Annotated in this window: 18 protein-coding genes and 1 pseudogene; 8 read left to right on the top strand and 11 right to left on the bottom strand. The window is 57.1% G+C overall.

Annotated elements, in window-relative coordinates:
- Positions 1-38 precede the first annotated feature (38 nt).
- Positions 39-1,337 (top strand): tetratricopeptide repeat protein, encoded by a 1,299-nt coding sequence (locus tag CRP02_RS02070; protein WP_097170058.1) that lies wholly within the window; start codon positions 39-41, stop codon positions 1,335-1,337.
- A gap of 21 nt (positions 1,338-1,358) precedes the next feature.
- Here CRP02_RS02070 and CRP02_RS02065 read toward each other — a convergent pair whose 3' ends face one another.
- Positions 1,359-2,396, bottom strand: coding sequence for an alginate lyase family protein (locus CRP02_RS02065; protein WP_097170057.1), 1,038 nt, complete (start codon positions 2,394-2,396; stop codon positions 1,359-1,361).
- Positions 2,397-2,950: 554 nt separating this feature from the next.
- Between CRP02_RS02065 and CRP02_RS02060 the strand changes: the two genes are divergently transcribed.
- The 5 genes from CRP02_RS02060 to CRP02_RS02040 all read left to right on the top strand — a co-directional run bounded on the left by CRP02_RS02060 (position 2,951) and on the right by CRP02_RS02040 (position 12,831).
- Entirely contained in the window at positions 2,951-4,291 is a 1,341-nt protein-coding gene (locus CRP02_RS02060; protein WP_097170056.1) for a nucleotide sugar dehydrogenase, read from the top strand.
- Between the two features lie 63 nt (positions 4,292-4,354).
- The gene (locus tag CRP02_RS02055; RefSeq protein ID WP_097170055.1) at positions 4,355-5,950 is read left to right on the top strand and encodes a mannose-1-phosphate guanylyltransferase; all 1,596 of its coding nucleotides are present in this window, start codon (positions 4,355-4,357) and stop codon (positions 5,948-5,950) included.
- Between the two features lie 62 nt (positions 5,951-6,012).
- On the top strand, positions 6,013-7,788 hold the full coding sequence (locus CRP02_RS02050; RefSeq protein ID WP_097170054.1) for a type I secretion system permease/ATPase: 1,776 nt from the start codon (positions 6,013-6,015) through the stop codon (positions 7,786-7,788).
- Positions 7,785-9,098 (top strand): HlyD family type I secretion periplasmic adaptor subunit, encoded by a 1,314-nt coding sequence (locus CRP02_RS02045; RefSeq protein ID WP_097170053.1) that lies wholly within the window; start codon positions 7,785-7,787, stop codon positions 9,096-9,098. The genes CRP02_RS02050 and CRP02_RS02045 overlap by 4 nt, the downstream gene beginning before the upstream one ends.
- Before the next feature lie 82 nt (positions 9,099-9,180).
- On the top strand, positions 9,181-12,831 hold the full coding sequence (locus tag CRP02_RS02040; protein ID WP_179783909.1) for an Ig-like domain-containing protein: 3,651 nt from the start codon (positions 9,181-9,183) through the stop codon (positions 12,829-12,831).
- Between the two features lie 298 nt (positions 12,832-13,129).
- Here CRP02_RS02040 and CRP02_RS02030 read toward each other — a convergent pair.
- Positions 13,130-13,234, bottom strand: a pseudogene (locus CRP02_RS02030) (recombinase family protein); the annotation flags it as partial.
- A gap of 834 nt (positions 13,235-14,068) precedes the next feature.
- On the opposite strand from CRP02_RS02030, the gene CRP02_RS02020 reads away from it, so the two are divergent.
- Positions 14,069-15,916, top strand: coding sequence for a PAS domain-containing protein (locus tag CRP02_RS02020; protein WP_143539300.1), 1,848 nt, complete (start codon positions 14,069-14,071; stop codon positions 15,914-15,916).
- A gap of 65 nt (positions 15,917-15,981) precedes the next feature.
- Positions 15,982-16,350: a response regulator gene (locus tag CRP02_RS02015; protein ID WP_097170050.1), complete on the top strand. Its 369-nt coding sequence runs from the start codon at positions 15,982-15,984 to the stop codon at positions 16,348-16,350.
- A gap of 275 nt (positions 16,351-16,625) precedes the next feature.
- On the opposite strand, the gene CRP02_RS02010 is transcribed toward CRP02_RS02015, so the two are convergent.
- The 9 genes from CRP02_RS02010 to CRP02_RS01970 form a co-directional block, all read right to left on the bottom strand.
- Complete coding sequence (locus tag CRP02_RS02010) at positions 16,626-17,483, bottom strand: VOC family protein (protein ID WP_097170049.1); 858 nt, start codon at positions 17,481-17,483, stop codon at positions 16,626-16,628.
- 17 nt (positions 17,484-17,500) lie between these two features.
- Entirely contained in the window at positions 17,501-18,103 is a 603-nt protein-coding gene (locus CRP02_RS02005) for an alkylhydroperoxidase domain protein (protein ID WP_097170048.1), read from the bottom strand.
- 12 nt (positions 18,104-18,115) lie between these two features.
- Positions 18,116-18,712, bottom strand: a complete 597-nt coding sequence (locus CRP02_RS02000; protein ID WP_097099025.1) for a CMD domain protein — start codon at positions 18,710-18,712, stop codon at positions 18,116-18,118.
- A 25-nt stretch (positions 18,713-18,737) separates the two neighbouring features.
- Complete coding sequence (locus CRP02_RS01995; RefSeq protein WP_097170047.1) at positions 18,738-19,775, bottom strand: putative FMN-dependent luciferase-like monooxygenase; 1,038 nt, start codon at positions 19,773-19,775, stop codon at positions 18,738-18,740.
- Positions 19,772-21,424: a dipeptide ABC transporter ATP-binding protein gene (locus tag CRP02_RS01990; RefSeq protein WP_097170046.1), complete on the bottom strand. Its 1,653-nt coding sequence runs from the start codon at positions 21,422-21,424 to the stop codon at positions 19,772-19,774. The genes CRP02_RS01995 and CRP02_RS01990 overlap by 4 nt, the downstream gene beginning before the upstream one ends.
- On the bottom strand, positions 21,421-22,305 hold the full coding sequence (locus tag CRP02_RS01985) for an ABC transporter permease (protein ID WP_097170045.1): 885 nt from the start codon (positions 22,303-22,305) through the stop codon (positions 21,421-21,423). Before CRP02_RS01985 ends, CRP02_RS01990 begins: the two co-directional genes overlap by 4 nt.
- Positions 22,302-23,246, bottom strand: coding sequence for an ABC transporter permease (locus CRP02_RS01980; RefSeq protein WP_097099021.1), 945 nt, complete (start codon positions 23,244-23,246; stop codon positions 22,302-22,304). Before CRP02_RS01980 ends, CRP02_RS01985 begins: the two co-directional genes overlap by 4 nt.
- A gap of 63 nt (positions 23,247-23,309) precedes the next feature.
- Positions 23,310-24,938 (bottom strand): TIGR04028 family ABC transporter substrate-binding protein, encoded by a 1,629-nt coding sequence (locus CRP02_RS01975; protein WP_097170044.1) that lies wholly within the window; start codon positions 24,936-24,938, stop codon positions 23,310-23,312.
- A 453-nt stretch (positions 24,939-25,391) separates the two neighbouring features.
- Positions 25,392-26,387 (bottom strand): LacI family DNA-binding transcriptional regulator, encoded by a 996-nt coding sequence (locus tag CRP02_RS01970; RefSeq protein ID WP_097170043.1) that lies wholly within the window; start codon positions 26,385-26,387, stop codon positions 25,392-25,394.
- Between the last annotated feature and the right edge of the window lie 106 nt (positions 26,388-26,493).

Here is a 26,493-nt window from a genome sequence, read left to right as displayed (position 1 = left end):
CCGTCACGATATCCGGATGGTGGAGAAAGGACCGCTCGATGAAACTTTCTGTCATTTTCACCCTGATTACGGTTTTGCCGATTGCGACGAGCGTGGCTCTGGCTGCAGGAAAGGGCAGTGTGCCGGTTCCAAAGGCGCGCGCGACGATCACCGTCAGCCCGCAAGCTTTACCGGCAACGCGTCTGCCTTCGCTTGAAGTGGCAAAAAAGCTTCCTGTCGCCCGGCAGCTGGAAATCGCAGCGGCTGCCCTGAATGAATCTCGCCGCGATCTTCGTAATCCTGATCTCGGTTTTTCCCTTCTGATATCGGCGTCCCCCAGGAACCGCGAGGCGGTGCGTCTGCTGGCCAAGGGGATCGTCAACAACGATTATTCGTTTGGCACCAATACCGGCAAGGTTATGAACCTGTTGGCGAATGAAGCCATGCGAGGGTCTTCCAGCTGCGTCATCGCGTGGGCGCGCATGCAGCAACTCGGCATTGATGTTCCCAAAAACGACGCCCTTGCCTACAAATGGTACAGGTGGGCAGCGCTGGTGGGCAATCTCCGTGGCATAGAGGAGACTTCGCTTGCCTTGCTGGAAGGGCGCGGCATCACCCGGGATGTGAATGAAGCGATTGCCTTGCTGGACAGGTTGCGGCCGGAGCGGCGCGCGGCTCGTTATGTCGAAACCGCATCCCTGCTCATGCAAAGCGTCGACGCCGACGCAACGGCACGCGCCAAGAGGCTTCTGCTCTCGGCGATCGATCTGACGCCGCAGCGAAGTCTTTCCGCCGCGATGAAACTTTCCGACAGTCGGTTCAGTGCGGCGGCGCGGGAAAAGGCACAGGCGATCATCGCCGCAGCGCCGCAGGGCGGTCCTATCTCAGAAGACGGCAAGATCGCCCGCGCTCTATGGAACAGCAACGACCCGGCCGAAATCCGAAAGGGTGTGGACATGTTCGCCGAGGCCGCCAAGGCGGGCGATGAAAAAGCCGTGCCTTTCCTGGCCAAGGCGTTGAACCGTTCTGGCGTGCCGGCGACCACGCATGATGCAATTTTGCAGATTCTCGAACCCTATGCCGACCGGGGGAATATGGACGCCATCCGTGCGGTCTCCGAGGCTTATTTCGTAGGGCGTGGTACGAGCCGGTCGTTTGAAAAGGCGGCGGCCTATCGAAAACTGGCTGCAACACAGGGAGACAGCGAGGCGCAATATCTGCTCGGTCTGATGTATGCGCAGGCGACCGGCGTAGTGAAAGATATCGGGCAGGCCAAATATTGGCTGACCCAATCTGCCGATGGCGGCTACCTTCTGGCGCGATCCGCGCTTATCTCGCTAAACGGCATGACGAGGTAGACGATGATGGTGTTGTCGGCGTTATCCCTGTTGGAGTTCGCGTTTAAGCGTATCCAGCCTCAGATGGGCAGGGTAGCTGTCTTCACGCGGCGGCTTGGTTTGCTGTTTCATGGTCGCCGATTCGAACAGCGCTGCATCATCAACACCGTTCAACGTGGCTTTGGCCAGTCGCTCGAGAGAGCCGGAGCAAATGTCATCGAGTGGTTGACCGATCTTTCGGAACGTGACGAATGTGCCAGCCAGCGGACGAAAAGCATAGAGATGGTAGTTGCGCGCAAGCGCTCCCCTTTGCATTTCGAGCGGCAAAGTGCCGTCTTCGGTGATCTGGCACACGCCGATCCGATAAGACTGGCGGGCCCATTCGATCTTGTTCTGGTCTCCCGTCAGGCTGCCGACTGTGGCAAGGGCAAGTGCTGCCCAATAACGATGGTTGTTGCGGGCGCTTCTGGGGCCAGCCTTGGTGTCGAAAAACACCATGGTGTCGTCTGCCATGATGTTCAGCCATTCCGTAATGGGTTTTTTTCTGTCGAGATCGCCTGCCACACCCCAGGCGGCGATGAGACCGGATATTTCTGCAAGCACACGAGCGCGGGTGAGTTTGGCGTCGGGTGTCGTGGCGTCGATCAGGGCGCGGGACGTCGCCCATTGAAGAAGGACACGCATGGCGCACTCCGCTCCAAAGCGCGTCTCAATGTTTTCCAGCTCGAGAATAGAACGCCAGATCGGCTTGAAAACGACGATATGGGAGGTGTCCTGCCCTTCGCCCTCTATCGCCCCTTGGGAAAGATATTTCGAGCTTGTGGCAATTTTTTGCGGCGGGGTTTCGATTTGGGAAGTCGCCACATCGCAACTCATGCCCCTTTCCTTCATGTCGTTCGAGATCGTTGCGCTGCCGGATCTTTCCAGTTTCACCTGAACGGTCGGCGGGCGAGCAGGCGACGTATTCGGTGTGAGGATTTCATGTGTGGCGTCATTCGAGCCTGAAACGTTGCCAACGCCCAGCATAGGCAAGCTGAACAGAAAGGACGTAGAAAAGGCAATCAACGCAAAACGCAACATGGTTCACTTCCCGACAAGGCAAGCGGCCATTGAAGCAGGTTTAAGGAAACGTCTAGTTAATGCTGCGGATCGAGTGACGCGCGTAAGCAACGGGCGGTAAAATATTTGCGGGTATTGCCTGTATTCGTAATTATTTCGCATTAATCGTTAAATATTTGTTGACTATATTGTATATTCATATTTAATGATTTTGTAATTAATAGCGAAGTCAACACGGTCATGTAATTCTTTGTTCGCCGTTGTTGTTGCCTTCATATATGTTTATTTGAAATTTTGTCAATTCGGCTGTTTTCGATGATGCGTGCATTTTTTTGCATTAATATCAATACGTTGTAATTTTTCGTTAGATTTTTTGCCGTTTATTCTTTTGCTTTCGGCGAAGCACTTTCGCGATAAAATATAAGTTTTATGTTGCCAACGGGTTCTGTCGAGCCTGATCCTGCATTGCTTTTGATCGCCTCCCTCCGGCCCGGTCCGGTGGCGCGTCTATTCTGAATTTTCAGAATTGTCCCATGGTTATTTAAGTATTTCCTTAGTTGCTTTCAGGGGTTCACATGACCAAAATTGATATTAACGTCAGTGCAATGGGTCTCAGGGTCAGTGTTTTCGGGGCCGGCTATGTCGGTTGCGTGTCGGCCGCCTGTCTGAGCAACGACGGTTTCCGCGTCGTGGCGGTCGATCCGGACAGTTTCAAGGTTTCGTGCCTTGCCCGTGGCGAAGCGCCGATCATTGAACCAGACCTTGCCGAGTTTCTGGAAAAAGCCAACCTCAACGGTATGCTGACCGCGACAACCTCCGCGGAAGAAGCGGTCGAAATGACGAATGTGTCGCTCTGCTGCGTGGGTACGCCCAGCCTTCTCGACGGTACACTCAATACCGACTACGTGCGTCAAGTCTCTTTTGAGATCGGCAGGGCCTTGCGCAACAAAAGCGAATTCCACGTTGTCGTCATGCGTTCCACCATCCTGCCCGGCACGATGGAGGAGGTTGTCATACCGGCGCTCGAAGAGGCGTCCGGAAAAATCGCCGGAGTGGATTTCGGCGTTGCCTACTATCCCGAATTCCTGCGCGAGAGTTCGGCGATTGCGGATTACTACAGGCCAGGCGCCATCGTTTTCGGTCAGTATGGCGATGATACGCGCTCGATCGACGTTCTTAAGGCAATGGTCGCCCATATTAGCGTCGTTCCACATGTTATTCCGCTGCGGAGCGCCGAGATCGTTAAATACGTCAACAACTGCTGGCATGCGGTAAAGATCAGCTTTGCCAACGAGATTGGCAATCTCTGCAAGGCCAAGGATATCGACAGCCATGTGGTCATGGATGTCGTGTGCGCGGATACCCGCCTGAATATTTCCAAGGCCTACATGAAACCGGGCTTTGCCTATGGCGGCTCGTGCCTCCCCAAGGATCTGCGGGCTCTGTCCGGCTTCGGCCGCCGAATGAACGTTGCAACACCGATGCTTGACGCCGCAAAGGCGGCAAACCTGGTACAGATCGATCGTGCAAAACAGCTCATCTCTGATGCGCGCAAGGATCGCATCGGCTTCATCGGCATTACGTTCAAGACCGACACTGATGATATGCGCGAAAGCCCGATGCTGAGCCTTGTCGAGAATTTTATAGGCAACGGCAAAGAAGTGTCGATCTTCGATCCAAACGTTGTGAGGGATGAAAGCGAAGGCCGCACCTACCTGCGCCATATTGCGCCACGTATCCGACCGTCGATCAACGATGTCATCGACAACGCCGATATTCTGGTGGTCGGCCACAAATATGCCGGTCTGACCGGGGCGATCGAAGCGGCCGGCAGACCGCTCGTGGTGGTGGATCTCGCGCGTGTCGAGGTGCCCAATCGTAGCGGTCACATTGTCTATCACGGACTTTGTTGGTGAGTTGGCGGCAACGCGGGTCAATTTCTTGCGAAAATATATTTTATGGTTTTGTGAGGGTTTCATATGCGTCAGGATTTGACCGCTGTTGCAGGCGAGAACACTCGGATCGTTCCCGCCATCATGATCGGTGGGTCCGGAACCCGGCTTTGGCCTCTGTCCCGCTCGAACAAACCGAAGCAGTTTCTCACGCTGGGTGACGACGGGCATGGCAGCTTTTTCCAGCAGGCGCTCGGCCGGTTTGCCGTACCCGGATATAGTCTGCCGTGGCTGATGTGCGCACGCGACACATTGGTTCATGCGGAAGAGCAAGTCGCCAGCGGCGGATTTTCCGTCGACGGACTTATCGTCGAACCTTCGATGCAGGGAACGGCGGCGGCGATCGCCGCGCTGACTGTCACCATCTCGCGGATGGATGCGGCAGGAAGCAACGCCGTTCTTCTTGTGGCCCCTTCGGACCATATCATTGCGGAACCCGAAATCTTCAACAGGATCGTCGCGGGCGCCCTGCCGATCGCACGTTTTGCCGACCGTATCGTCACCTTCGGCATCAAGCCGGAACATCCTGAAACCGGCTTCGGTTATATCCGCCCGGGCGAGGCAATCGAAATAGATGGTGAAGTCAGGGGATACGCCATCAGTGCTGGCGATTTTCTGGAAAAACCGTCGCTTGAAAATGCAAGGCGTTATGTGGAGGAGGGGTTCTGCTGGAACGCCGGCATCTTCATGTTCCGGGCCGGGGTCATGCTGGAAGAACTGGCGCGTCATGCGCCGGAAACCCTGCGTGCGGCCGAAGAGGCGTTTGAAAGAGCCACCATCGACATGTTCGATGATATACACGCGATCATGCTGGAATCTTCGGCGTTCCGGGCTGCGCCAGCAGATATTCCGATCGACACGGCGATCATGGAACGCACGTCACGCGGTGCGGTGGTGCGCTGCGAGGGCATCGGCTGGTCCGACATCGGTTCTCTGTCAGCCCTGCATGAGATCGACCGCGACAAGGATGCCAACGGCAATGCCCTTTCCGGGCCGGTGCTGTCGATCGGCTCCACCAACACCCTCGCTTATGCACGCGGCGGCAGAAAGGTCGTTCTGATTGGGCTGGAGGACATGATCGTGATCGACGACGACGATGCCGTCCTCGTTACAAAGATGTCGCTCGCGCAGAAGGTCAAGGATGCCGTCAATCTTCTCAAGCAGAACAAGATGCCGGAATCGCGCGCCACGCGAGAGCAATTGTATGGCTGGGGAAAGGTCCGGCTGCTGAGCGATGAGGGCGACCTTTCGGTATTCACGGTGACGTTGCGCAGCAACGCGACGATCGCGCTGCGCATTCCAGAGGGCTATTGGGAGAACTGGGCGGTATCCTCCGGCAAGATCGACATCATCCTCAACGGCTTCGTTCGCCATCTGGTGCCGATGGCCAGCCTTTTGCCGACAGAAGGTGAGATTCTGTCACTTTATAACGGCACGGCCAGGGAAAGCACTATCGTCGTCACCCGGCAGCGCAGTTCCGGGCGGAATTTGGCCATCGCGCCGCAGAGTTTTACCGCGGACACGGTTCTCGACCTCATTCCTGTCGAGGCAGATGTGTCAGCCTTCGATCTCAACATGGTGCCGGAAAACACCCTCGATGACGAGCCCCATGCCGCCAATTGACGAGGTGTGCAGCACGCCGGGTAACGCGGATTTTGTGCAATAACAGCAGCAGGCGAATGAGTATGCCGAAAGACGGCGCGTTTGATCGTAAAACGGGTGGGCGACACGCCCGCGCCCCGCTCCTGCATCAGGCTTTTGCCCGGTGCAGGAGCGGGTTTGCGGTCGTTGCCGTTGTCAGCGGTTTCATCAATCTGCTCTATCTGACGAGCCCGTTTTTCATGCTGCAAGTCTATGACCGCATCATCCCAAGCGGGAGCATCGGCTCGCTCATTGCACTCTGTCTGCTGGCGGGCATGCTGTTTGTCTGTCAGGGTGCGTTTGAAATCGTCAGAAGTCGCATGTTGTCGCGTCTCGCCGCCTTGTTCGAAGTCACTCTCGACCGGGTCCTTTATCGGCGATCGCTGTTGCTGTGCGGCAGACAAGCACTCGTCTCGACAAGTGACGATCTCGATATGGTGCGCGGTTTTCTCTCCGGGCCGGGGCCATCGGCACTTTTTGATATTCCTTGGCTGCCCATCTATCTGGCGATCTGTTTTCTGCTTCATCCCGTCATCGGTTTCGTGGCGCTGGCAGGCGTGCTGGTCTTGATGATTTTGACCGCACTTGCGCATTTCAGCCTGCGGCAATCTCAACGCGATCTCGCGGTGCTGACCGCAAACCGCAGGAGTTTTTCCGATTCCGTCAGGCTGAATTTCGGAGCGCTGAGGGCCATGGGCATGACCGGCGACGTGGCGGAAAGGTGGGCCGCCAATAATGCGGCATTCCGGCTGCTCGGCACGCGTCATGCCGATGTGGCCAATACTTACGCGACACTAACGAAAATTCTCCGGCTTGCCCTGCAATCCGCCATTTTGGCGGTTGGAGCCGTGCTCGTGATAAGGGGGGATGCGTCCGGCGGTATCATTCTGGCGTCCTCGATCTTGACGTCGCGGGCGCTTGCGCCGGTTGAGGCGGCTATTGTGCACTGGCGGGGCTTTGCCGCAGCAAGACATAGCTGGCTCCGGCTCGAGGCTATCGTTGCGGTAGAGACGGACCGCGAAACTCTTTCGGAGTTACCGCTCCCATCCCGCAATATTACTGTAGAGGCCATGGCGGGAGGTTCGCCGGAAACCAAAAAGCCCATCATATCGGAGATCGCGTTTTCGCTCGAGGCGGGAACGGTTCTTGGAGTGATCGGACATAGCGGATCCGGCAAGACGGTGCTTGCCCGGTTGCTTCTGGGCATCTGGCCCGTCAGCTCCGGTACGCTGCGTTTCGACGGAGCGACGATGGACCAGTGGGACGTTGATCGGCTTGGCAGTCATATGGGTTACCTCCCGCAGGAGGTCGGGCTGTTTGGAGGAACTATCGCCCAGAACATCGCCCGGTTTCGTAAGAATATTCCCTCTGTAGAGGTCATTGCTGCGGCACGAACGGCAGGCGTGCACGATCTGATTTTGCAGCTGCCGGATGGCTACGATACCATGATCGACCCCCAGTTTCCGATACTCTCGGCCGGTCAGCGCCAGCGTATCGCTCTGGCGCGCGCGCTTTACGGCCAGCCATTCCTAGTCGTTCTCGATGAGCCGAACGCCAATCTCGACGTTGAAGGAGAAGAGGCTTTGTCTCGCGCCATCGACAGCATCAAGATGCGCGGAGGGATCGCCGTCGTCATCACCCACAGATCCGGCATTCTTGCACAGGCGGACAGGATTCTGGTCTTGAAGGAGGGTAAAATGGCAGCCTTCGGCCCACGCGAGGCGATCATGGGTCAGGTCCTTCGCCGGGAACCGGCTGCCCGTTCAGGAAAGATTTTGAAGGTTGTCGGGGCAACCGGAAAGCTGGAGGTGCCGCGATGAGCGATGAGCTTTCCATCGCTTTCTGGCGCCGTTCACTCCGACGACATATTGCCGTTGTTGTCGGGCTGGGGCTTGCGCTGTTCGGCGGTGTTGGTGGCTGGGCGGCGACGACAAAGCTGGCGGGGGCCGTCAGCGGTCAGGGCTTCATCGTCATCGAGAACAACGTCAAGAAAATACAGCATCTCAGCGGCGGCACGGTGTCGGAACTGCTTGTGCATGAGGGCAGCGACGTTGCGGCCGGGGATGTTTTGCTGCGTCTCAGCCGGACGACTGTCGAGGCCAATCTGGCGATTATCGAAAATGCGCTGGTGCAGTCTCTGGTACGCGCTGCGCGTCTCAGGGCGGAACTTGCCGGCACGAGAACTTTCGAGGCCGATTTTCTGGAGCAGAAGCGGCTCACCAGGCCTGCCTATGGCCAGCTCGTTGCATTGGAGCAGAACCTTCTCCAGACGCGGCGAGACGGTCTTGAAGGCATGAAGCGCCAGCTCGACGAACGCAAGGGCCAGCTTGCAGACGAGATCGAGGGTGAAAACGTTCAGATCGAGGCGGTGGGAGCGTCGATTGCGGCGGTCGATGAGGAATTTGCCTCTGTCGACGGATTGTACCGGCAACAGCTTGTCACGCTGCAACGCCTGACGTCGCTCAAACAACGTCGCGCCGAGCTGCAGGGCAATCTTGGTGAAAGACTGGCATCGAGAGCGCAGGCCGAGGGTCGCATCAGCGAAGTGGAGTTGCAAATTCTTCAGCTCGATGAAAACCGCCGGGGGGAAAATGCCAAGGAGCTGGCGGAAACCGAAGCGAAGATCACCGAAATGGAAGCGCGACGTGTCGATGTGACGGAACAGTTCGGCCGATTGGACATCCGGTCTCCTGTCAGCGGTCGCATTTTCGAGCTGGAGCTTCACACCGTCGGCGGCATCGTTCAGCCAGGGGAAACGTTGATGCTGGTCGCACCGCGTGGCGATGGTCTGATAGTGGAGGCGAAAATTTCGCCGCGCAATATCGATCAGGTGACGCCGGGTCAAAAGGCACAGCTGCATTTTACCGCTTTCGACCGCACGACCACACCAATGGTGAAGGGTGAGGTCGTGTCCGTTTCGCCGGATGTGCTGACCGATCAGAGAACGGGACTGCCGTTTTACGCGGTGCGGATCAGGCCTGAGGCGGAGAGCCTGGAAGGGTTGGGAAACCTGAAACTCTATCCGGGAATGCCAACGGACGTGTTGATGCCAGCGGCGGAGCGGCGCGTGATCTCCTATCTCGTCAAGCCGCTGACGGATCAGCTCAATCATGTTTTCAGGGAGGACTGAGCCGGGACAAGAGAAATCATTTCCGCCCGGTATCAAGCAAGGCAATCAGTTAACGAAAAAAAGCGTTAGCCCGGAGGGGACCATGGCAGTTATCCAGTTTATTGCGTTTATGGGGCAATCCAACGCCGACAACATGTTCAACCTTTATGGGGACAACGATTCCGGTGCTTCGGTTCTTGCGACCGAGCTTTCGTCCTATCTCGGCATTTCCGGCGGTGTTTCGGCGTCCACGCTGAAAACAACTATCCAGGGCACTGGAACCTCGTCGAAATTTGCGACTGCTGACAACGTGGTGGTTCAGGATTTTGCCAAGGGCGCGAGCGGCGTCGATGGTAATGCTTCCGATGCGCCCGGCTCGGATTTTCTCTGGTGGTATCCCGACACGAACACGCCCGGAGCACTGGCGCTGGCCGCGATACAGGGCATCAACGCCTCGGTTGCCGCACTCGAGGCGCAAGGCTACACGGTCGAACTGAAAATCGTCTGGGCGCAGGGCGAGGCGGATGCCAAGCGCATCATGGACGGTACGAGCGACGTCGATACCTATAAGGAAGCGACGGTCGAGGTGCTGGATTACATCCGAGCCCAGACCGATCCTGCCGCGCCGGTTTTCATACAGGAGGTTGCCGATACGACCTATACCGGTTCGGATGCCCGCTGGAACGGGGGGCAGGATATCGTTCGCGAGGCGCAGCGGGAAATCGCGGCCAGTCGCGACGATATCTATATCGGTTCGATCACCGACGATCTACCGCTTAAGGATCAGGTCCATACGGATAACGAATCCTACGAAGTGGTTGGAGGCCGGCTCGCCAATTACATCGCTTATACGGAAGGGTTGACCGGTACCATTTCAGGGCCGCGTCCTTCGCCGGACCCGGATGAGGTGATGGAACCCGGCGACACTGCTCCCGTTGCTGTTGCCGACAGCCACATTACCGTGGCCGAGAACCGGACGACGGTCAGCAATACGTTCAATCTGCTTGCCAATGACAGCGATGTGGATGGCGATGTCCTGCGGGTGACGCAGGCAACGCATGGTTCCAAGGGTACCGCCATTCAGGCAGCGGAGACTGCCGTTGCCGGCAAATACGGCACGTTTTATGTCAGCCCGAATGGCAGCTATTATTACAGGGTGGACCCAACCCTCGCCGCCACCAACGCCATTGCGGCCGGGCAGACCGCTGAGGACAATCTCACCTATCGTATCTCTGACGGACGCGGTGGGACAGCCAGTGCCGTCGTCACGGTGAAGATCACCGGTCTGAACGATGCGCCGACGGCGGTTGCCGATACCGCCTCGGTCGTCAAAACCGTTTCGGGCAACGGCAATCTGCTGACCAATGACCTCGATCCGGATACGGGCGACGTTCTTTCCGTGCTTTCCGCCAGCGCCAGCGGGGGGACGGCGCAGAGCGTGACCACCGCCGGAACCACTATTGTCGGCAGCTACGGATCGCTGATCCTTAAAAGCGATGGAAGCTGGGTCTATCAACCAAACCAAAGCAATGCTGCCGTTGCAGCACTTTCCGGCTCCGCGTCGTTATCGGAAGTCTTCAACTACACGGTCCGCGATGGCGCAGGTCTCCAGTCCTCGGCATTGCTGACGGTTTCCATTCGCGCCTCCTCCACAGGTGGCGAACCCGAACCGACAATCAGCGGAACGGCGGCGGCCGATACGCTGCGTGGTACGGCAGGCGCAGACGTGATTGCCGGCCTGGGTGGCAACGATACGATCAAGGGGCTTATCGGAGACGATATCCTCATCGGCGGCGACGGCAATGACTATCTGGAGGGCAATGAGGGCAACGACCGACTTAGCGGTGGTGCGGGTGTCGATACGCTGAAAGGTGGCGCGGGTGCGGATACCTTCGTCATCAACAGCATGGGCGAGGTAGGCGATATCGTTTCCGATTTTCGTTCGGATGACTTCTTCGATCTTTCCGGCATTCTGGCAATGCCGTCCGGTGCGACGGGCGCGAGCGCATTTGCGGCGGGCTATATCCGTGTTTCACAGTCGGGCGCGGATACCATCGTCGAGGTGGACGTGGACGGAGCCTCCGGACCCGGCGCCTTCGCAACGATTGCGACGCTCAGCGGAATTACGGCGTCGAGTGTGAAGGCGGCGCAGTTCATCGTCACACCATCGGTTCCGTCCGGGCCTGCCAACACCGCGCCGTCTGCGACAGGCGAGGTCAGATCCGTTTCGGAGGACGGTCCGGACAGTACGGCTTCAGGCAACCTGCTTGCCAATGATCAGGATAGCGACGGCGATGTCCTGTCGGTTGCCTCGATCGTGATCAAGGGCGTGACCTATTCGCTTGGCGCGTCGCAAACCATTCAGACCAGTTACGGCGCGCTGACGATTGCGGCCAATGGTGGCTACAGCTTCACGCCATCCGCAACCAATCCGGTCGTCAACGCGCTCTATTTCGATAATCTGGTCGAGAGTTTCGAATACACCGTTTCGGACGGTCGCGGCGGAACGGCCAGGGCGACCCTGTCGATCACGATTGCAGGCAGCAACGACGCGCCGGTGGCGGTCGGGGACACCGGCATCGTGTCGGTCAATGCCAGCACGACCGGCAACGTCGTCGCCAACGACACCGATCCCGACGCCGGTGATTTCATGGCCGTGACGCGCGTGGTGCATGGCTCGTCGAGTGTTGCCATCACCGAAAACGATACGCAATTGGCGGGTACATACGGCCTCTTGGTCATCGATTCTGACGGCACGTACAGTTACGTTCCGAATATTTCCAATCCGGCGGTTTCCGGCCTTTCGGGCAGTTCGACGCTGACCGAGACTTTCAGCTACACCATTCGCGATGAGACGGGTCTGCAGTCGACGGCCAGTCTGGTGTTCACCATCAAGGGAGCGAACCACGCGCCGGTTGCCGCCGATGATGCGGCGACAGCGACGGCGGGCGCGGCCAATGTGACAGGAACCGTTCTCGGCAACGATAGCGACGTCGATACCGGAGACGCATTGATGGTCCTGTCTGCCAGCGGCAGTGGCGCGGCCGTCAATGTCACGGGCGCGGGAAGCGTAATTGCCGGCAGTTTCGGAACGCTTGTTCTCAAAGCGGACGGGAGCTGGAGTTACGATGTAGAAGAAACGAACCCTTCAGTTGCAGGCCTGTCGGAAACCTCCAGTCTCACGGATAGCTTTCACTACACGATCCGGGACAGCCAGGGTGCAACCGCGACGGCGACATTGTCGATGACGGTCAAGGGCGCGCCCGCCAGCGGCGGTCCGGGATATGGAGTCCCGACCATCATCGGGACCGAAGCGGGCGAAACGATATCCGGCCTGGCCGGCAACGATATCATCGAAGGCGGGGGCGGCAACGATGTTATAAAGGGCAGGCTTGGCGATGACGTCCTCGTCGGCGGCTCCGGCAACGACACGATGGAGGGCAACGAGGGCAACGATGTGCTCTATGGTGGAACCGGCAATGACCAAATGAAGGGGGGCGGGGGTGCCGATGCGTTCTGGTTTGGCAGCGGTCACGGCGCCGATATCGTGTATCAGTTGCGGGCCGACGACACTCTGGTGTTTACCAGCGATCTTTTTGTGTCCAAGGCCGCTTTGCTGGCAGCCGTTACCGTGGTTTCAGCAAATGAACTGTTGGTCGCGACGCCGGATGGCGGCTCGATCCAGTTCCTCGACACCACACTGAGCGATTTGCAAAAGAGCGGTTTCACGGTCGCAGACGGCTTGTTCGTCTAAGCTGTCGCCAATGCCCTGATCATCGGTAGGATTCGCGTCATGCTCATTCCCGAAATCCGCCCTCTCGACGTTTGATTACATGAGGGAGCTGTGCGGTCTTCTTTGTGTTAAGCTGAAATTGGTTGGTTCCGGGCCTTTTCGGTCACCCGGTCGCGCACGCTCTTCAGAATCTCGTAGGACAAGGCGGGATCATTCACCGCCCGGGACATGACCAGAGCGCCGACGAAACTTGCGACATCCGCGATTGCTCGGGCGCGGTCAGGCCCGAAACGACTGTCCGTCTGCAAGTTCTCCATATGACCGTGGTGCTGACATCAATGGCGTCACGGCCGAGACGATCGAGTTTGGTCACGATCAGGACGTCCTCCGATTCCAGCCTATCCATCAGCTTGGAAAATCCGCGGCTAGGCAGAGGCCTTGTACACCAGCAAGGTAGGCCTGAAAATTGTCGCTCTGAGAGATAACCGCCTGGAAAGCGGTGATCAGTGGAACCCTTGATCGAGACCACAATTGGGGATCGGGAAGTGGTTGCTGACAAGTTCTCCCTTGGCCGACATTAACTTCAGTACTTTGAATAACTGCATCTTTGGGATCACCTAAGTTCTCGGTCGTAGGTTCGATAACCCTTCAACTGCCCGGAAGTGTCCAACTTTGGGGGCAGCCATGGTCCGCTAGTGGTCGCTCGATGCGAAGAGGTACTGCAAGAGCTGAAAGGGATGAGAGAAATTAGGAGCTCCTCCAGCCGCTTTTAAATATTTAGTCAAAGCGCGTACAGTTGGAAACTTCCATACTTGGATCGCCTCAATCAACAACCGTCATTGCAATCCCGCTTGGTGATAAGCATACAACTTGAAATCGAAATTTGATCTGATAGCGTCCGAAGTATTGGGGGACGTTGACGCTTTCTGTGGCGGAGTTGCGGGGGCAGTTCGAGGAACGCCTGGGCTCTATTCGCGGCTGGATGAAAGTTCAATGACAGGTCATTGCCGGCTTCATGCGCCGGCACTAATTTATCTCCCCGCTTGGCGCCGCGGCCGGAAACATATGCGGCTGCTCCCAGAAAATTGCTTCCAAAGTAGCTAAAATATGCCGCACCGCATCGGAATGGCTGAAATAGTAGATCAGAGCTGTTCGGGTAACCTTTCCAAGGAAATCGCTCAGATGGTCTCTAGCCTGTCTATGTCCGAGGACATCTGCTACGGACAAGGGGTGTAAAGTCTTTCTGAAAGCTGTGTCATTGCAAGACGATGTTCCGAAAATGCCTGCAAGTGGCATCCAGACGCTGGCGGCCGCTCTCGAAGGCGATCAGGTAAGCGTGTCTGCACTGCTGGAAGCTGTTCTTTCCGCCTCTGACGACTGCATCAAAATCCTGGATCTAGATGGCCGTCTCCTTTTTATGTCCGAAGGCGGCAAGCGGGTCATGGAAGTCGATGACTTCGATGTTCTGAAGGGATGTCCATGGCCGGATTTCTGGGTAGATCAGGGCAACGCTGCAGCGCGCAATGCGATCGAGACCGCAGCAGCAGGGCGATCAGCCCGTTTCACGGGCTCCGCCAATACCGCTCGCGGTAATCAGCGTTTCTGGGATGTCCAGGTTTTGCCACTCCTTGATCGCAACGGCAAACCAACCCATCTCCTGTCGATTTCCCGCGACATCAGCGAGGCTCATGCCGCGAGAGAAGAGGTCGAGAAGCTGCTTGCAGCCGAAAAGGAAGCGGCTAAAGCCGAAGCTGACACATTGAGGTGCCTGCTGCTGGATGCTCCGAGCTTCATGTGTGTGCTGGAGGGACCGGATCATGTCTTCAAGATCACCAACAAAGCTTATCTTCAGCTGGTTGGCCACAGAGACCTAATTGGTCGTCCCGTGCGCGACGCGTTCCCCGAAATCGAAGGACAGGGCTTCTTTGATCTGCTGGACCAGGTCTATTCGACCGGAATACCGTTCATCGGACGCAGCGTCAGCTTCGCAGTCCAGCGAAAACCGGACGTACCTTATGAGGAAGCTTTTCTCAACTTCGTCTATCAGCCCATATTCAATGCGAGCGGTGAGGTCACCGGAATATTCGTTGAGGGCAGCGATGTCACGGATCTAAAACACGTCGAACTTGCGCTGCGCCGGAAAGATCTTCAGCTCGAGCTGGCATTGGACGCGGCGGAAATGGGTGTTTGGGAATGTACGGTGATCGACGGAATGTTCACCGATATCAAGGAAGACGAAAGGGCACGCAGGCTACTCCATCGGTTGCCGGAAGAAGACGCGACATTCGACAACTTTGCGTCTCGCGTCCATCCCGATGACAGACTCGCTCTTCGTGAGTGCGCATCGCAAGCTTTGGATCCCAACGGTAACGGCCTCCTCGATGTTCAGTACAGAATGCTGGAGCGTCCTGACATGCCGGAGCGTTGGATTCATGCGCGGGCCAAGACGGTTGTCTCTGAAGGTATGACAAAGTTCGTGGGCACGGTGCGCGACGTCTCAGACCGGAAGGACGACGAGGCACGCCAGCACATGGTCAGCGGTGAGTTGCAGCACCGTATCAAGAACCTCCTGGCAATGGTCAGTGCAATAGCAACACAGACGCTGCGTGGCGACGATATTGCCGATCGACGCGAAACCTTCAATGCCCGCCTGCATGTTCTGGCACAGGCTCAGAACATGCTTATGGCCACCACACTTGAGAGCGCTGGCATCCATGACACGCTACGCGCGGCGCTCGCTCCGCACGGCGGATCGGACGGCCGGTTCGACATCGAAGGATCCCACTTCGAGATGACGCCGAAGCAAAGCCTGTCGATGGCGCTGACCCTGCACGAGTTGGCAACCAACGCGACCAAGTACGGCGCGCTTTCGAACGATGTTGGCCGCGTCAGAATATCATGGCATCTGATTAAAACCGCGGAAGAGAAACAGGCCCTGAACTTCGTCTGGCAGGAGAGCGGCGGACCGGCTGTATCCGAGCCGAGGACCAAGGGTTTTGGCTCTCGGCTAATCTCGCGCGTGCTCGCCGCCGATTTCTCGGGCGAGGTGCGGATCATTTACCCACTCGGTGGCGTTTTATGTACTCTTAATGCAAAACTCGGCTAATTCGACGCGCAAATCTTCGCTTTGTCCCCATTCCATGGGATCCGGCCAACCAGAAATCTAAAGCCATGATCACTCAACGGACTACCGTTCTGGTCGTCGAAGACGAAGCTCTCGTGAGAATGGGAATTGTCGATGAATTGGAAGATGCGGGTTTTGAAGTCTTCGAAGCTGCCAATGCCGCCGATGCGATCGGCATTCTGATCGCGAACGCTCGGATCTCGGTGATGTTCACTGACGTTGACATGCCCGGCGGAGTAGACGGCCTTAAACTCGCGGCTTCCGTTCGGGATCGCTGGCCGCCCATCACCATTATAATCACATCTGGCCATCGGATTGTTGATGTGGGCGACCTTCCCGTGCGAGCCCGGTTCATGTCTAAACCGTATAATCCTGACACGGTCGTTCGTTCGATAATAGAGATGACTGGTCGCTAATGCAGCGGACATATCCTGCGCACGCATGAATGGGGAGGTCGTGTTCTTGACGAACGTGTGCGAGGTTACGCTCGCCTATCAGCCGTTTCGTGGACGTCAATCCGACGTCCACCACTGAGAAATTTCAGCGAGTTAGCTCTGGTCAAGTTGCAGGGCCAAAGGTTTCGATCCATTCAAGAGCAGGAACGTGGAACAGCGGTTCTCCTGTTTGAATCCGTTCAAACCAACTACTGCAGAAACCGAAAGTCATAGGATCGCTTCACCACGGTTCTGTCTCAATGAAATTCCAGAATCACACCGCTCGTATGATTGGGCCCAATAACAAGCTTACCTCTTGATGTCTGCGTCAATGGAATGTTTTGCTCCTTCAAAAAGCGCCGTGTCTGCTCCAAGTCGCTGACCCTGATCTGAAGTGCGGCAAAGCCATTGCGAGGCGTCCTGTCCACATCAAGTCCGGTGTAAAAGTCACGAAGTGCGGAATGGTCGAAAAATAACAATGGTGCTGAGTTATCGCCAGTTGCCACGCGGAACCCCCCCTCAACCTCGCTCACATGGCCTTGTGCGTAAAATCCTGCGTAGGTTTCTGCCGTCGCGTAAGGGTCGTCGCTGATACCGATGATGCCGCCGAGACCAATCGCCCCGTTTGCGTGCTGCTGAAGCTCCGGGCGCCACACCATGTCGCGCGTTTCGTGCTGGCACAAGAAAAAGTGGCCGAGGGGAACTTGCTCGGCTTCGAAGCTCAGCGTTCGAAAGCTCGCAATGCCTTCACCGCCACCAGGGAGAGGCAAAGGTCGGGAAAAGGCGCTGGCCTCTCCGGTTCTTATCCCAATCGCGTTCAGAGCAGGTTTGGCAGCTTCGGCACTTTGCGTGCGATTGGCAATGGCTTGGAGACCCTCGCCATATTGAGCAAGCGTGTTGCGCTGTGACGTATTCTGTTCGGTTTCGGTGACGACGCCGAGAAGCTCGAGATAGTCGTCTTGAAACATGATCGTGTAATTGGCTGTTCCCTTTTGCGGGCTGTGTAGCCCGCGGGGTGACAGCGTGAAGCCAAGCCGACGATAAAGATCGGCGGTGGCATCGAGGTCATGGACCAGAAGATAGGTGTGGTCCACGCCAAGCACTGGATGGGTCATGAATGTTCGTCCGTTCGTTAGATTGCCGGGGTGGGCTCACCGATGGACAGCATCAGCCGGTTTGCCCAGTTGAAGAAGGCTGCACCATGGACGACATCGGAAATTTCTTCGTCAGAGAGGCCAGCGTCGCTTAGGCGTTTCTTGTGCTCAGAGCCGAAGGCCGAAGGGGTGGCGCTGAGCGCAACCGAGGCCGCGACGATGGCATTCCAGCGCTCGCCGAGGTCCGCCGTCACGCCCTCGTCTAGCAGCCTTTGTACGTCGGCTTCGCGTTTTGAATATTGCGAGGCGAAACGCGAATGCACCGAAGCGCACAGAATGCAGCCGTTCAATCGTGACGCCGCCGTGGCCGCAAGTTCCCGCTCGGCGCGGGGAAGGCCATCCTTTGTGTTGTAAAAAATGTCGTTGTCGGTTTTTGTGCGGGCTTCCAGAATATCAGGGTCACGCACGAGAAGCGCGAAATAGGGGTTCTTGGCGCGTGCTTTGTCGACCAAGGCTTCGTAATGCCGGTCTGTAAGTTCGGCCTCGGTGAGCGGTTGAAGCCAGGAGGTCCAGCCAATCTTGTCCTGGGTAAAAGCAACGGGCGGATTTTCGATGGCGGGTTCGATGATGGTGTCGGACATGAATATTCTCCGTTAGGCCGCAGCCAAGACCCTGAGACCAGAGACGATGCGGATCTGGAAGGCGAGGAAGGAAACAAGCTGGGAGAGGGTTACGACGCCGGTCGTGCTCCAGCCCGCAGTCAGAAGTCTTTGAAGGGATGCCGGGTTGGCATCTCTCGGACGGAAGGTCAGAAGATGCGCATGTTCGAGAGCCGCCGAGAGCCGTTCGCCAAGAACTGTTCTGTCTGCCTCACCAATGGTCAGGATCGGCCCCTCAGTATTTTCTTTGCTCAAAGGTCCTTCAGGATAATGGCCATAAGGACCTTTCGAAGCATTCAGTTCAGCCAGAGACTTCACAGTGGACAGAAGTGCTGAACCATTTCCCAACGCGGCCAGTTTCTCTCCATAGAAGGCGGCGATCGTCTGTTCGCCATGTAGCGCCGCAACGAAGGCGGCAACTGCAAAGCGTTCGGCAAGCGAAGAATCTTTTGTATCCGCTGGCTCGAAAAGCGCACTCCAGCTCTTCTGGGCGTGTTCTTTCGTAACGGGTCGCCTGTTGCGCAAGGCTTCAATGGTCGAGCCGGATGCAGTGCCAATGAGATGGTCGATAATGTCGATTGTATCAGTCATGGATGTCTCTTTTTAATGGAAAAGGTTACTGCGCTGCGACGAGCCGTTGTGCAGTGGGTTGGCTCCAGCCCAGCGCTGGGGCCACGTCCGAGGCAATCAGTTCTATCGAGCGAAGGATTTCTGCATGCGGCGGATCGATCGAGTGAACCTGAAAGGTGATGTCGGTGGCACGTGCAAGTGCACTGTCCTGTTCGAGCGAAGCGATCACGTCGTCGGGTGTGCCGACATGGCTGTCTAGGGCCTTGATCAAATCCTCGAGACTGTTGCCCGGGATGCGATGACCGGCCGCGGCAAAACGGTCGGCAACGCGGCGCAAACCGATCTCGGCAAATGCAAGCGCGCGTTTTCGGTCATCAGCGACGAACAGGCTGCGGGAACCCAGAATGCGGGGTGTTCGGCCTTTGGGTAGGCCTGAAAGATAGGCATCGATAATCGGGTTCTGTATCTCATTCAGCGTCGCAGCAGGATTGTCGGCGGGGCGGGGCTGCGTTCTGGACAACATCAGCCCGTCACCACTCAGACCTGCCAGACGCGCACCATTTGCGGAAAAGGTGGCAAGCCAGACCCGATCGAGAAGTTGCGGGGCATTTGGGTAAAGAAGGTTGCCACCATGCAAGGACTTCCCAGCCCATGCATCGCGGATGGTCGAGAGGTTTTCGGCGTAGATTTCGCCACGCCGATCGGATTCGATCCCAAAGGCTTCGAAAGACTCCCGCGTTCCACCGGTGCCGAAGCCAACCTCCAGTCGTCCTCCTGAAAGGAGATCGAGAACGGCAGTGTCTTCGGCCACACGCAGCGCATTTTCCATCGGCAGCGTGATCACGCCGGTGCCCAGACGTATCCTCGATGTCCGGGCTGCCACATGAGAGAGGAAGACGGCGGGCGATGGAAGGCCGCCTTCATCCGCATGAAAATGGTGCTGGGCGATCCAGGCGCTGTCGAAACCATTTTCCTCGGCGTGGATGATCTGCTCTGCCGCAAGGCGATAACGTTCACCGGCAGGTACATCATCGAGAAGACGGGTGAAAAAACCCAGGCGTTTCCGGGTGATGGTTTTGGTCATGATAGAGGTCCTGCTGGCAGCGGCTGCCGAGACGGCTCGGCACGTGGGAACTTGGTTCCCGGTATGGCTTCGATCAGTTCGCGGGTATAGGTGCTGGATGTCGACGAGAAGACGTCTGTCACCGTGCCATAGTCGACCTGTCGGCCGCTATGGAGAACCGAGACGGTATCGGCGATCTGTCGGACGACGGCGAGATCGTGAGACACGAACACGTAGGTCAGGCCAAGATCGCGCTGCAATTGCGCAAGCAGTTCGAGGATTTGCGCCTGCACCGTGACATCGAGTGCGGATACCGCTTCATCCAACACAACTATTTCAGGGTCTAGCACGAGCGCGCGTGCTATAGCGACACGCTGACGCTGGCCGCCCGACAATGCGTGGGGCAGGCGCAAAAGGACCGCAGCGGGCAACCCAACCCGTTCTATGATGGCGCGCACGCGCGTCTCGCGCTGGTCGCGAGGAAGAGCATCGAAGTTGAGTAGCGGTTCCTCAACAATGGCCTGAACCGTCTGTCGCGGATCAAGCGATGCCCAAGGGTTCTGATAGACGAGCTGTACTTTGCGGCGGAACTGGCGAAGACCTTCCGAGCGAAGGCTTCCGACATCAATATCCCCGATGCGGATATTTCCGCCCGTTGGCTTTTGAAATCCGGCAATCGAACGGATGGTCGTCGTCTTGCCTGAGCCGGATTCGCCGACGATTGCATGGGTGGTGCCGCGCGCAACGGTAAACGAGATGTCGTCCACGGCCCGGAATTGGCTGCCGGTTGGAAGTTCGAAATCCTGTACCAGATTGGATATTGTGAGGGCGACGGGTCTGTCCGGCTCCACTGCCGGTCGTGGCTTGGCAACGGAAAGCGACGGGGCATCGGAAAGCAGCTTGCGCGTGTAGGCACTTTGCGGTGCCGCCAGCACGTCTGCGGTTTTGCCCTGTTCCTGGATATGCCCGCCTTGAAGCACAATAATCTTGTCGGAACGGTCGGCAGCGACGCCAAGGTCGTGGGTGACCAATAGCACCGCAGTTCCGTATCCCCGGCGCAGATCATCGATCAGGTCGAGAATGCGGCGCTGCACCGTGACGTCGAGGGCGGACGTCGGCTCGTCTGCAATGATGAGTGCTGGTCGCAAGGCGATAGCGATGGCGATCAGCACGCGTTGCTTCATGCCGCCCGAAAGTTCATGCGGATATTGGCGAACACGAAGTTCCGGTTCCGACAGGCCGACATTGGTGAGAAGTTCGATGACTTTACGATCGGCTTCACGACGGTTGAGGCGACCGTGAATTTCAAGGATTTCGCGCACCTGCGCGCCGATGGTCAGGACCGGATTGAGTGAACTTCCTGGGTCCTGCGGCACGAGACTGACCACGGCACCGCGAATGGCACGCAGACGTTTTGCGTTCCAGCAGCTGATATCCTCGCCGTTGAGCAGGATGGCACCACTGTCGATCCGGCCGTTTTCGGCCAGCAAGCCGATCACCGCTTGCGCGGTTGATGTCTTGCCGGAACCGCTTTCACCGACCAGTGCCACGACTTCACCCGGCTGTACGGTAAAGGAGGCGCCATGCACGATGACGGTGCGGCTGTCCCCTTGGCTATAGGAGACGTGAAGATCGCGGACGTCAAGAACAGGCCTATCGGATGTGCTCATCGTGTGCTCTTTCCGATCGATTGACTGACGCGATTGGCTGATAGCACCACGGCCACAACCACCAGACCGGGCGCTGCCGTCAGCCACCAAGCGGTGGCAAGATAGTTGCGACCTTCCGCAATCAGAAGGCCCCATTCTGGGGTTGGCGGTGGCGCGCCGTAGCCGAGAAAGCCGAGCGTTGAAATCTGTAGGATCGCCCAGCCGAACTGCACGGCAGTATAGGCAACGACCGAGATAAGTGAATTGGGCAGGATATGGCGCCAGAGCACTTTGCCGAATGTGCCGCCGCTACCGAACGCAGCCTCTACGAATTCCGCGTTCCTGACGCGCACCACTTCCGACCGCATCAGGCGCGCAAAACCTGCAATAGCCGTTGCGCCAACGGCAATCGCCGCATTGAACGTTCCGAAGCCGAGAAGGATAATGATGCTGAGGGACAAAAGCAGTGTTGGGATTGAGAGCAGCACATCGACGAGCCGCATCAGTGCTTCATCGATGCGTCCACGCACCGAACCGGCGACGAGGCCAAGCGCGCTACCGACGACAAGGCCGACACCAACAGCGGCGATGGCACCTGTCAGTGAATGGACTGCACCGTAAACGATGCGGGCAAAAAGATCGCGGCCAAGCGAATCCGTACCAAGCAGATGGACGGCAGATGGTGCCTTTAATTGCCCGCCCGGTATGCCTTGCAGCGGATCGTATGCAGTGAACAGCCAGGGCAGAAAGGCCCACGCCAGAACTGTTGCCAGCACCAGCCAGGCGAGTGCGAGGCCATAAGGGAAGCTTCGCACAGTTGCCCCGAAGCCACGGCGTTTGCTCACCCGTTTGTCAGGCTTGGAGGTGGTGGTGATTTGAACGAATGTGTCGATGCTGGTCATGCTGCGGCACCACTCCTGTGTCTGAGACGTGGATCGAGAAGAGGATACGCAAGGTCCACCGCCAGATTGATGGTGACGAAGGCTGCAGCCGAAATGACGACGACGGCTTGGAGGACAGAAATATCCTGATTGCTGACGGCTTTTTCAGTCAGCCCGCCAATTCCGTTCAGGCCAAAAACCGTTTCGGTGACGACAGCACCTGCGATCAGCTCACCGAACAACACGCCAGCAATCGTAAGTGTCGGAAGGATTGCGTTTCTAGCGACGTGCCGCCACAGAAGTCTTGTTTCGCTTGCCCCTTTGGCACGGGCCACGGCGACGAACGGACGGATGCGGATTTCGTCGATGTTACGAATAAGGATTTGCGCCAGCGGCGCGGCAATCGGCACCGCAAGCGTTGCCACCGGCAGAATAAGACTTTCCCATGGGCCGGGATTGATGACCGAGACCAGCCTGAGCCGGAAAGAGAAAATCTGGATTAGCATGATGGCCAGCCAGAAGACCGGGACCGAAATGAACAGAGAGGGCAGAGACTGTATGGCGTTTCGCAACCAGGCGAACGGTGCCATTGAGGACAGAAAGGCGATCAGCACCGCAAGCAACACGGCCGCAGCGAAACCGAGCCCCGCCAACCTCAGCGTCGGGGGAAGATTGGTGGCAAGCTGTGCCGAGACCGGAACGCCAGCCTGCAACGAATACCCGAAATCGCCTCGGAGGAAGTTGGCAAGCGTTTGTCCATACTGCACCACGATATTGGAATCGACGGCATAGGATTGCCGGATCTCTGCGACCTGATCGGCGCTCAAGCCAAATTCCGGATTGAGGAATTTGATCAGGACAGCATCGCCCGGCAAGGCCTGTAGCAATATGAAGGACAAGGTAAATGCCGCCCAGAGAACGAGCAGTGCCTGGCCGATGCGTCCGACAACATAGCGTTTCATATGATTGCTCCAAAAGGAGGACGGCAGTTTTGGGCTGCCGCCCTTTTCGGCTTGGGAGGCCTGTTATTTCTCGACCCATGTGCTGTAAAAGGATGGACGTCCGACCGCCTCAAACGCTACACCCTTGACATAGGGTGCTCCGGCAAAGGCCTGTGGCTCTTCGAAGATCGGCACTGCGTAAGCCTGATCGAGCAGATAGGCCTGCGCATCGGCAACCGCCTTCAAACGCTTTTCCCGATCCGGCTGAGACGCGATGTCATCGAGGATCGCATTGAGCTTGTCATCGGAGAAGTTTTTCACTTTGTCGCTGACGCCGCCCTTCTGCACCAGGGCATTGCGGTTTGTCGGGTAATACTGGCTCTTGATGACGTCAGGATCGGCGCGTCCGACCATGGCCACGGCCACAGGTGTCTTCAGCGGATCGAGTTCATCTACCACCTTGCTACCCGCGTCTCCTGCGAGCACGTTGAGCTTGACGCCAAGCTTAGACCATTGCTGGGCGATCAGTTGCAGCACCGCGCGGCTTTGTGGCTGCGGCAAGGATTCGTAGGAGGTGAGAACGAGCTTCTGGCCATCCTTCTCTCGAATGCCGTCCGCTCCCCGCTTGAAGCCTGCCTCATCGAGCAGCGATGCGGCCTTTTCCAGATCATACGTCAGTTTGTCGATCTGCGGGACGTAGCCGATTGCTGTCGAAGCGATAACGGATGTGGCCTTCGGATAGTTCTTGGAAAAGATCGTAGAAATGATCTCGTCGCGATTGACGGCAAGTGACAGCGCCTTTCGGACATTGATATCCGAGATCAGAGGATTGTCCGGGCGGAAGACGATGGAGTTGTTCACGCCGCGGGTGCTGGGTGCGTAGATGGTGAAGTTTTGCGCTTCCACCTGACCCTCGTCGTAGGCCTGAATCTGTCGGATGAAATCCGCCTGACCGGCCAGAAGCGCGCCAATGCGAACGCTATCTTCTGCGGCGATGATGTAGTTGATACCATCAAGATAAGCGCGGCCCTGATGCGCGAGCTTGGCTGGACCCCAATTGTAGTCCTCGCGGGCCTTCAGATCGAGCGACTTGCCAAGCGTTTCCGCCTCCACGACAAACGGCCCGGAACCAATGATCTTAGTCGCGTCACCGAGTTGCTCGAAAGGCAGCGCCAGCGTCGATAGGGAAACGATGCCCGAACCGATGACCGATGTGCCTTGCAGGAAGCCTGGGGAGGGTTTCTTGAAGTAGAATTTGACTGTCAGCGGATCAACGACCTCGCTGCGATCATAGTTGTTGACCACTTCCGAGACCGGTTGCTTAAGCGCCTTGTTGCCAAGGCCGAATGTATCGAAGTTCTTGGCAACGGCAGCTGCGTCGACTGGCGTGCCGTCGGAGAACGTCACGCCAGGACGAAGTTTGAAGGTGTATTCCGTCGCGTTGTCGTTGACGGTCCAAGATTGTGCCAGCCAAGGCTCTATGTCGAGCGTCTTCGGATTTTGGTAGGTCAGCTTGTCGGTGATCTGGTTGAGAATCCCGCCATTCGGATAAAAGCCGCCCGCCGGAGGATAGAGATTGGTATGTGCCTGCTGCTCGAGATAAACGAGCGTGCCACCCTTGACGGGTTCATCGGCGGAGAGGCCGACGGTTGCGAAAGTGGTGGTTGCCAACAGCCCTAGGCTGAGAGCGATGAGTTTCCGATAGGGCATCATGAAGAGGTCTCGTGTTTGATTGGTGACACGAGCCTATCCAGTTGTCTAAGAAATCTATGGATTTACTATTCTATTTTTACCGCGAATCCAAAATTTTATTTTCTGATGATGGGTCTGCTCAACAATTGCATTCCGCGACACTCTATATGTGGCTGACGCCGCCATTCTCAGACTGAGTTTCCCAAATCGCTACTCTATCAGGTGTGCTTCGTACCAAGTCAGTCGCTTCAGCATCTCGCGCCTCGCCCCGGCGACAATCAAGAAAATCAATGATGCGGACCTGTCCGACCGATTGCCGTCGGTTCTATTCCTCTCAAGGCGGTTGGTATGCACACTGCATGCCTGCCTCGTCGATGAAATCCAGTTCGGATGACACCCAAGCTTCCCCGCGACTTTCTGACGTTCCGATCGGATGGTCCTAAAGAATAGTCAACTCTGATCGGTGGACAGCGCTTATGTTGAGCTTCGAACGACAAGCTCTCCCTTGAGAGTTACTGTCTTCAAAGCCGAACTCCCCTTGATCATGCTCAGAATTGCATCAATCATTTCGTCGCGCGGTTGCTCATATGTGGTAATGCCGTATCCGAACGAACCGGATATCTCGTAGTTATCGAAACCCACTATCGCAATATCTTCGGGTACCTGAAGGCGAAAGTTTGCCCGGATCTCATCCATTGCGCCCATCGCCAGAATGTCGTTTTCGCACATTAGCACATCGACGCGATCTTGCGGTGAAGTCTCGCTTAAGTACTTCCTCACCGAGGCCGCACCAGCGTCCAGACTGTATTTTTCCGCGCACATCTGGACGATGTTTTGGATGCCTTTTTCCGCCCAGAACTCCGTGAAGTAATGGCTTCTTTTTAAAGCCGTGGACAAAGCGGCAGCACCGCTCATGAAGCCCGGGCGTTTGTATCCCTGCGCATGAAGGTGGTCGACGATCTCCCTGAGAGCAAGTTCCGCGTCGCAGACAACCGCTGGCACGCCGTCGATCTGACTGTCACGTGCAAGCACGAACATAGGCGGCATGCCGCGTCCGTGCTGCAGGTCTGTCAGGGTTTCGTCGCGAAACGCTGTACCAAACAGAATGATGGCATCGACCTGACGCTGGTCCGCATGGAGAAGTGCGTTCACATGGTTAAAGTGGCTGTTGATATTGATCAGCATCACGACCAGGCCTGCGGCCTGGAGCTTCTCGGTAAGCGCCTCAAGGAAAGGGAGTTTTTGCGGGTTGGAAAAGTCATCCACGAAGACAGCGATCTGCCCCGTCGAGTTGGTGGCAAGGCTTCGTGCAAGAAGGTTCGGCGTGTAGTTCAAAGCTGCAGCGGTCTCCAGTACCTTCCGCTTGCTTTCGTCGGTAATCGATGCCCCCGGTGTGAAAGCGCGTATCACGGTCCACTTGGAGACTCCCGCCGCATCTGCCACCTGTTTAGCCGTTGCTCTCTTCCGCATGAACTCTCCTGTAATGGAACATAAATTCCATTTTTTTGATACAGTGAAATGAATGCTTGCTTTTAACGCATTCTGACATAACATGCACCTGCTTGCACCCGGTAGC

The organism is Rhizobium sp. AN5 (assembly GCF_900215255.1).
Classification (GTDB): Bacteria; Pseudomonadota; Alphaproteobacteria; order Rhizobiales; family Rhizobiaceae; genus Agrobacterium; species Agrobacterium tumefaciens.
Note: the sequence above shows the minus strand (reverse complement) of the source record. Positions and strands in the feature narration are given on the sequence as shown.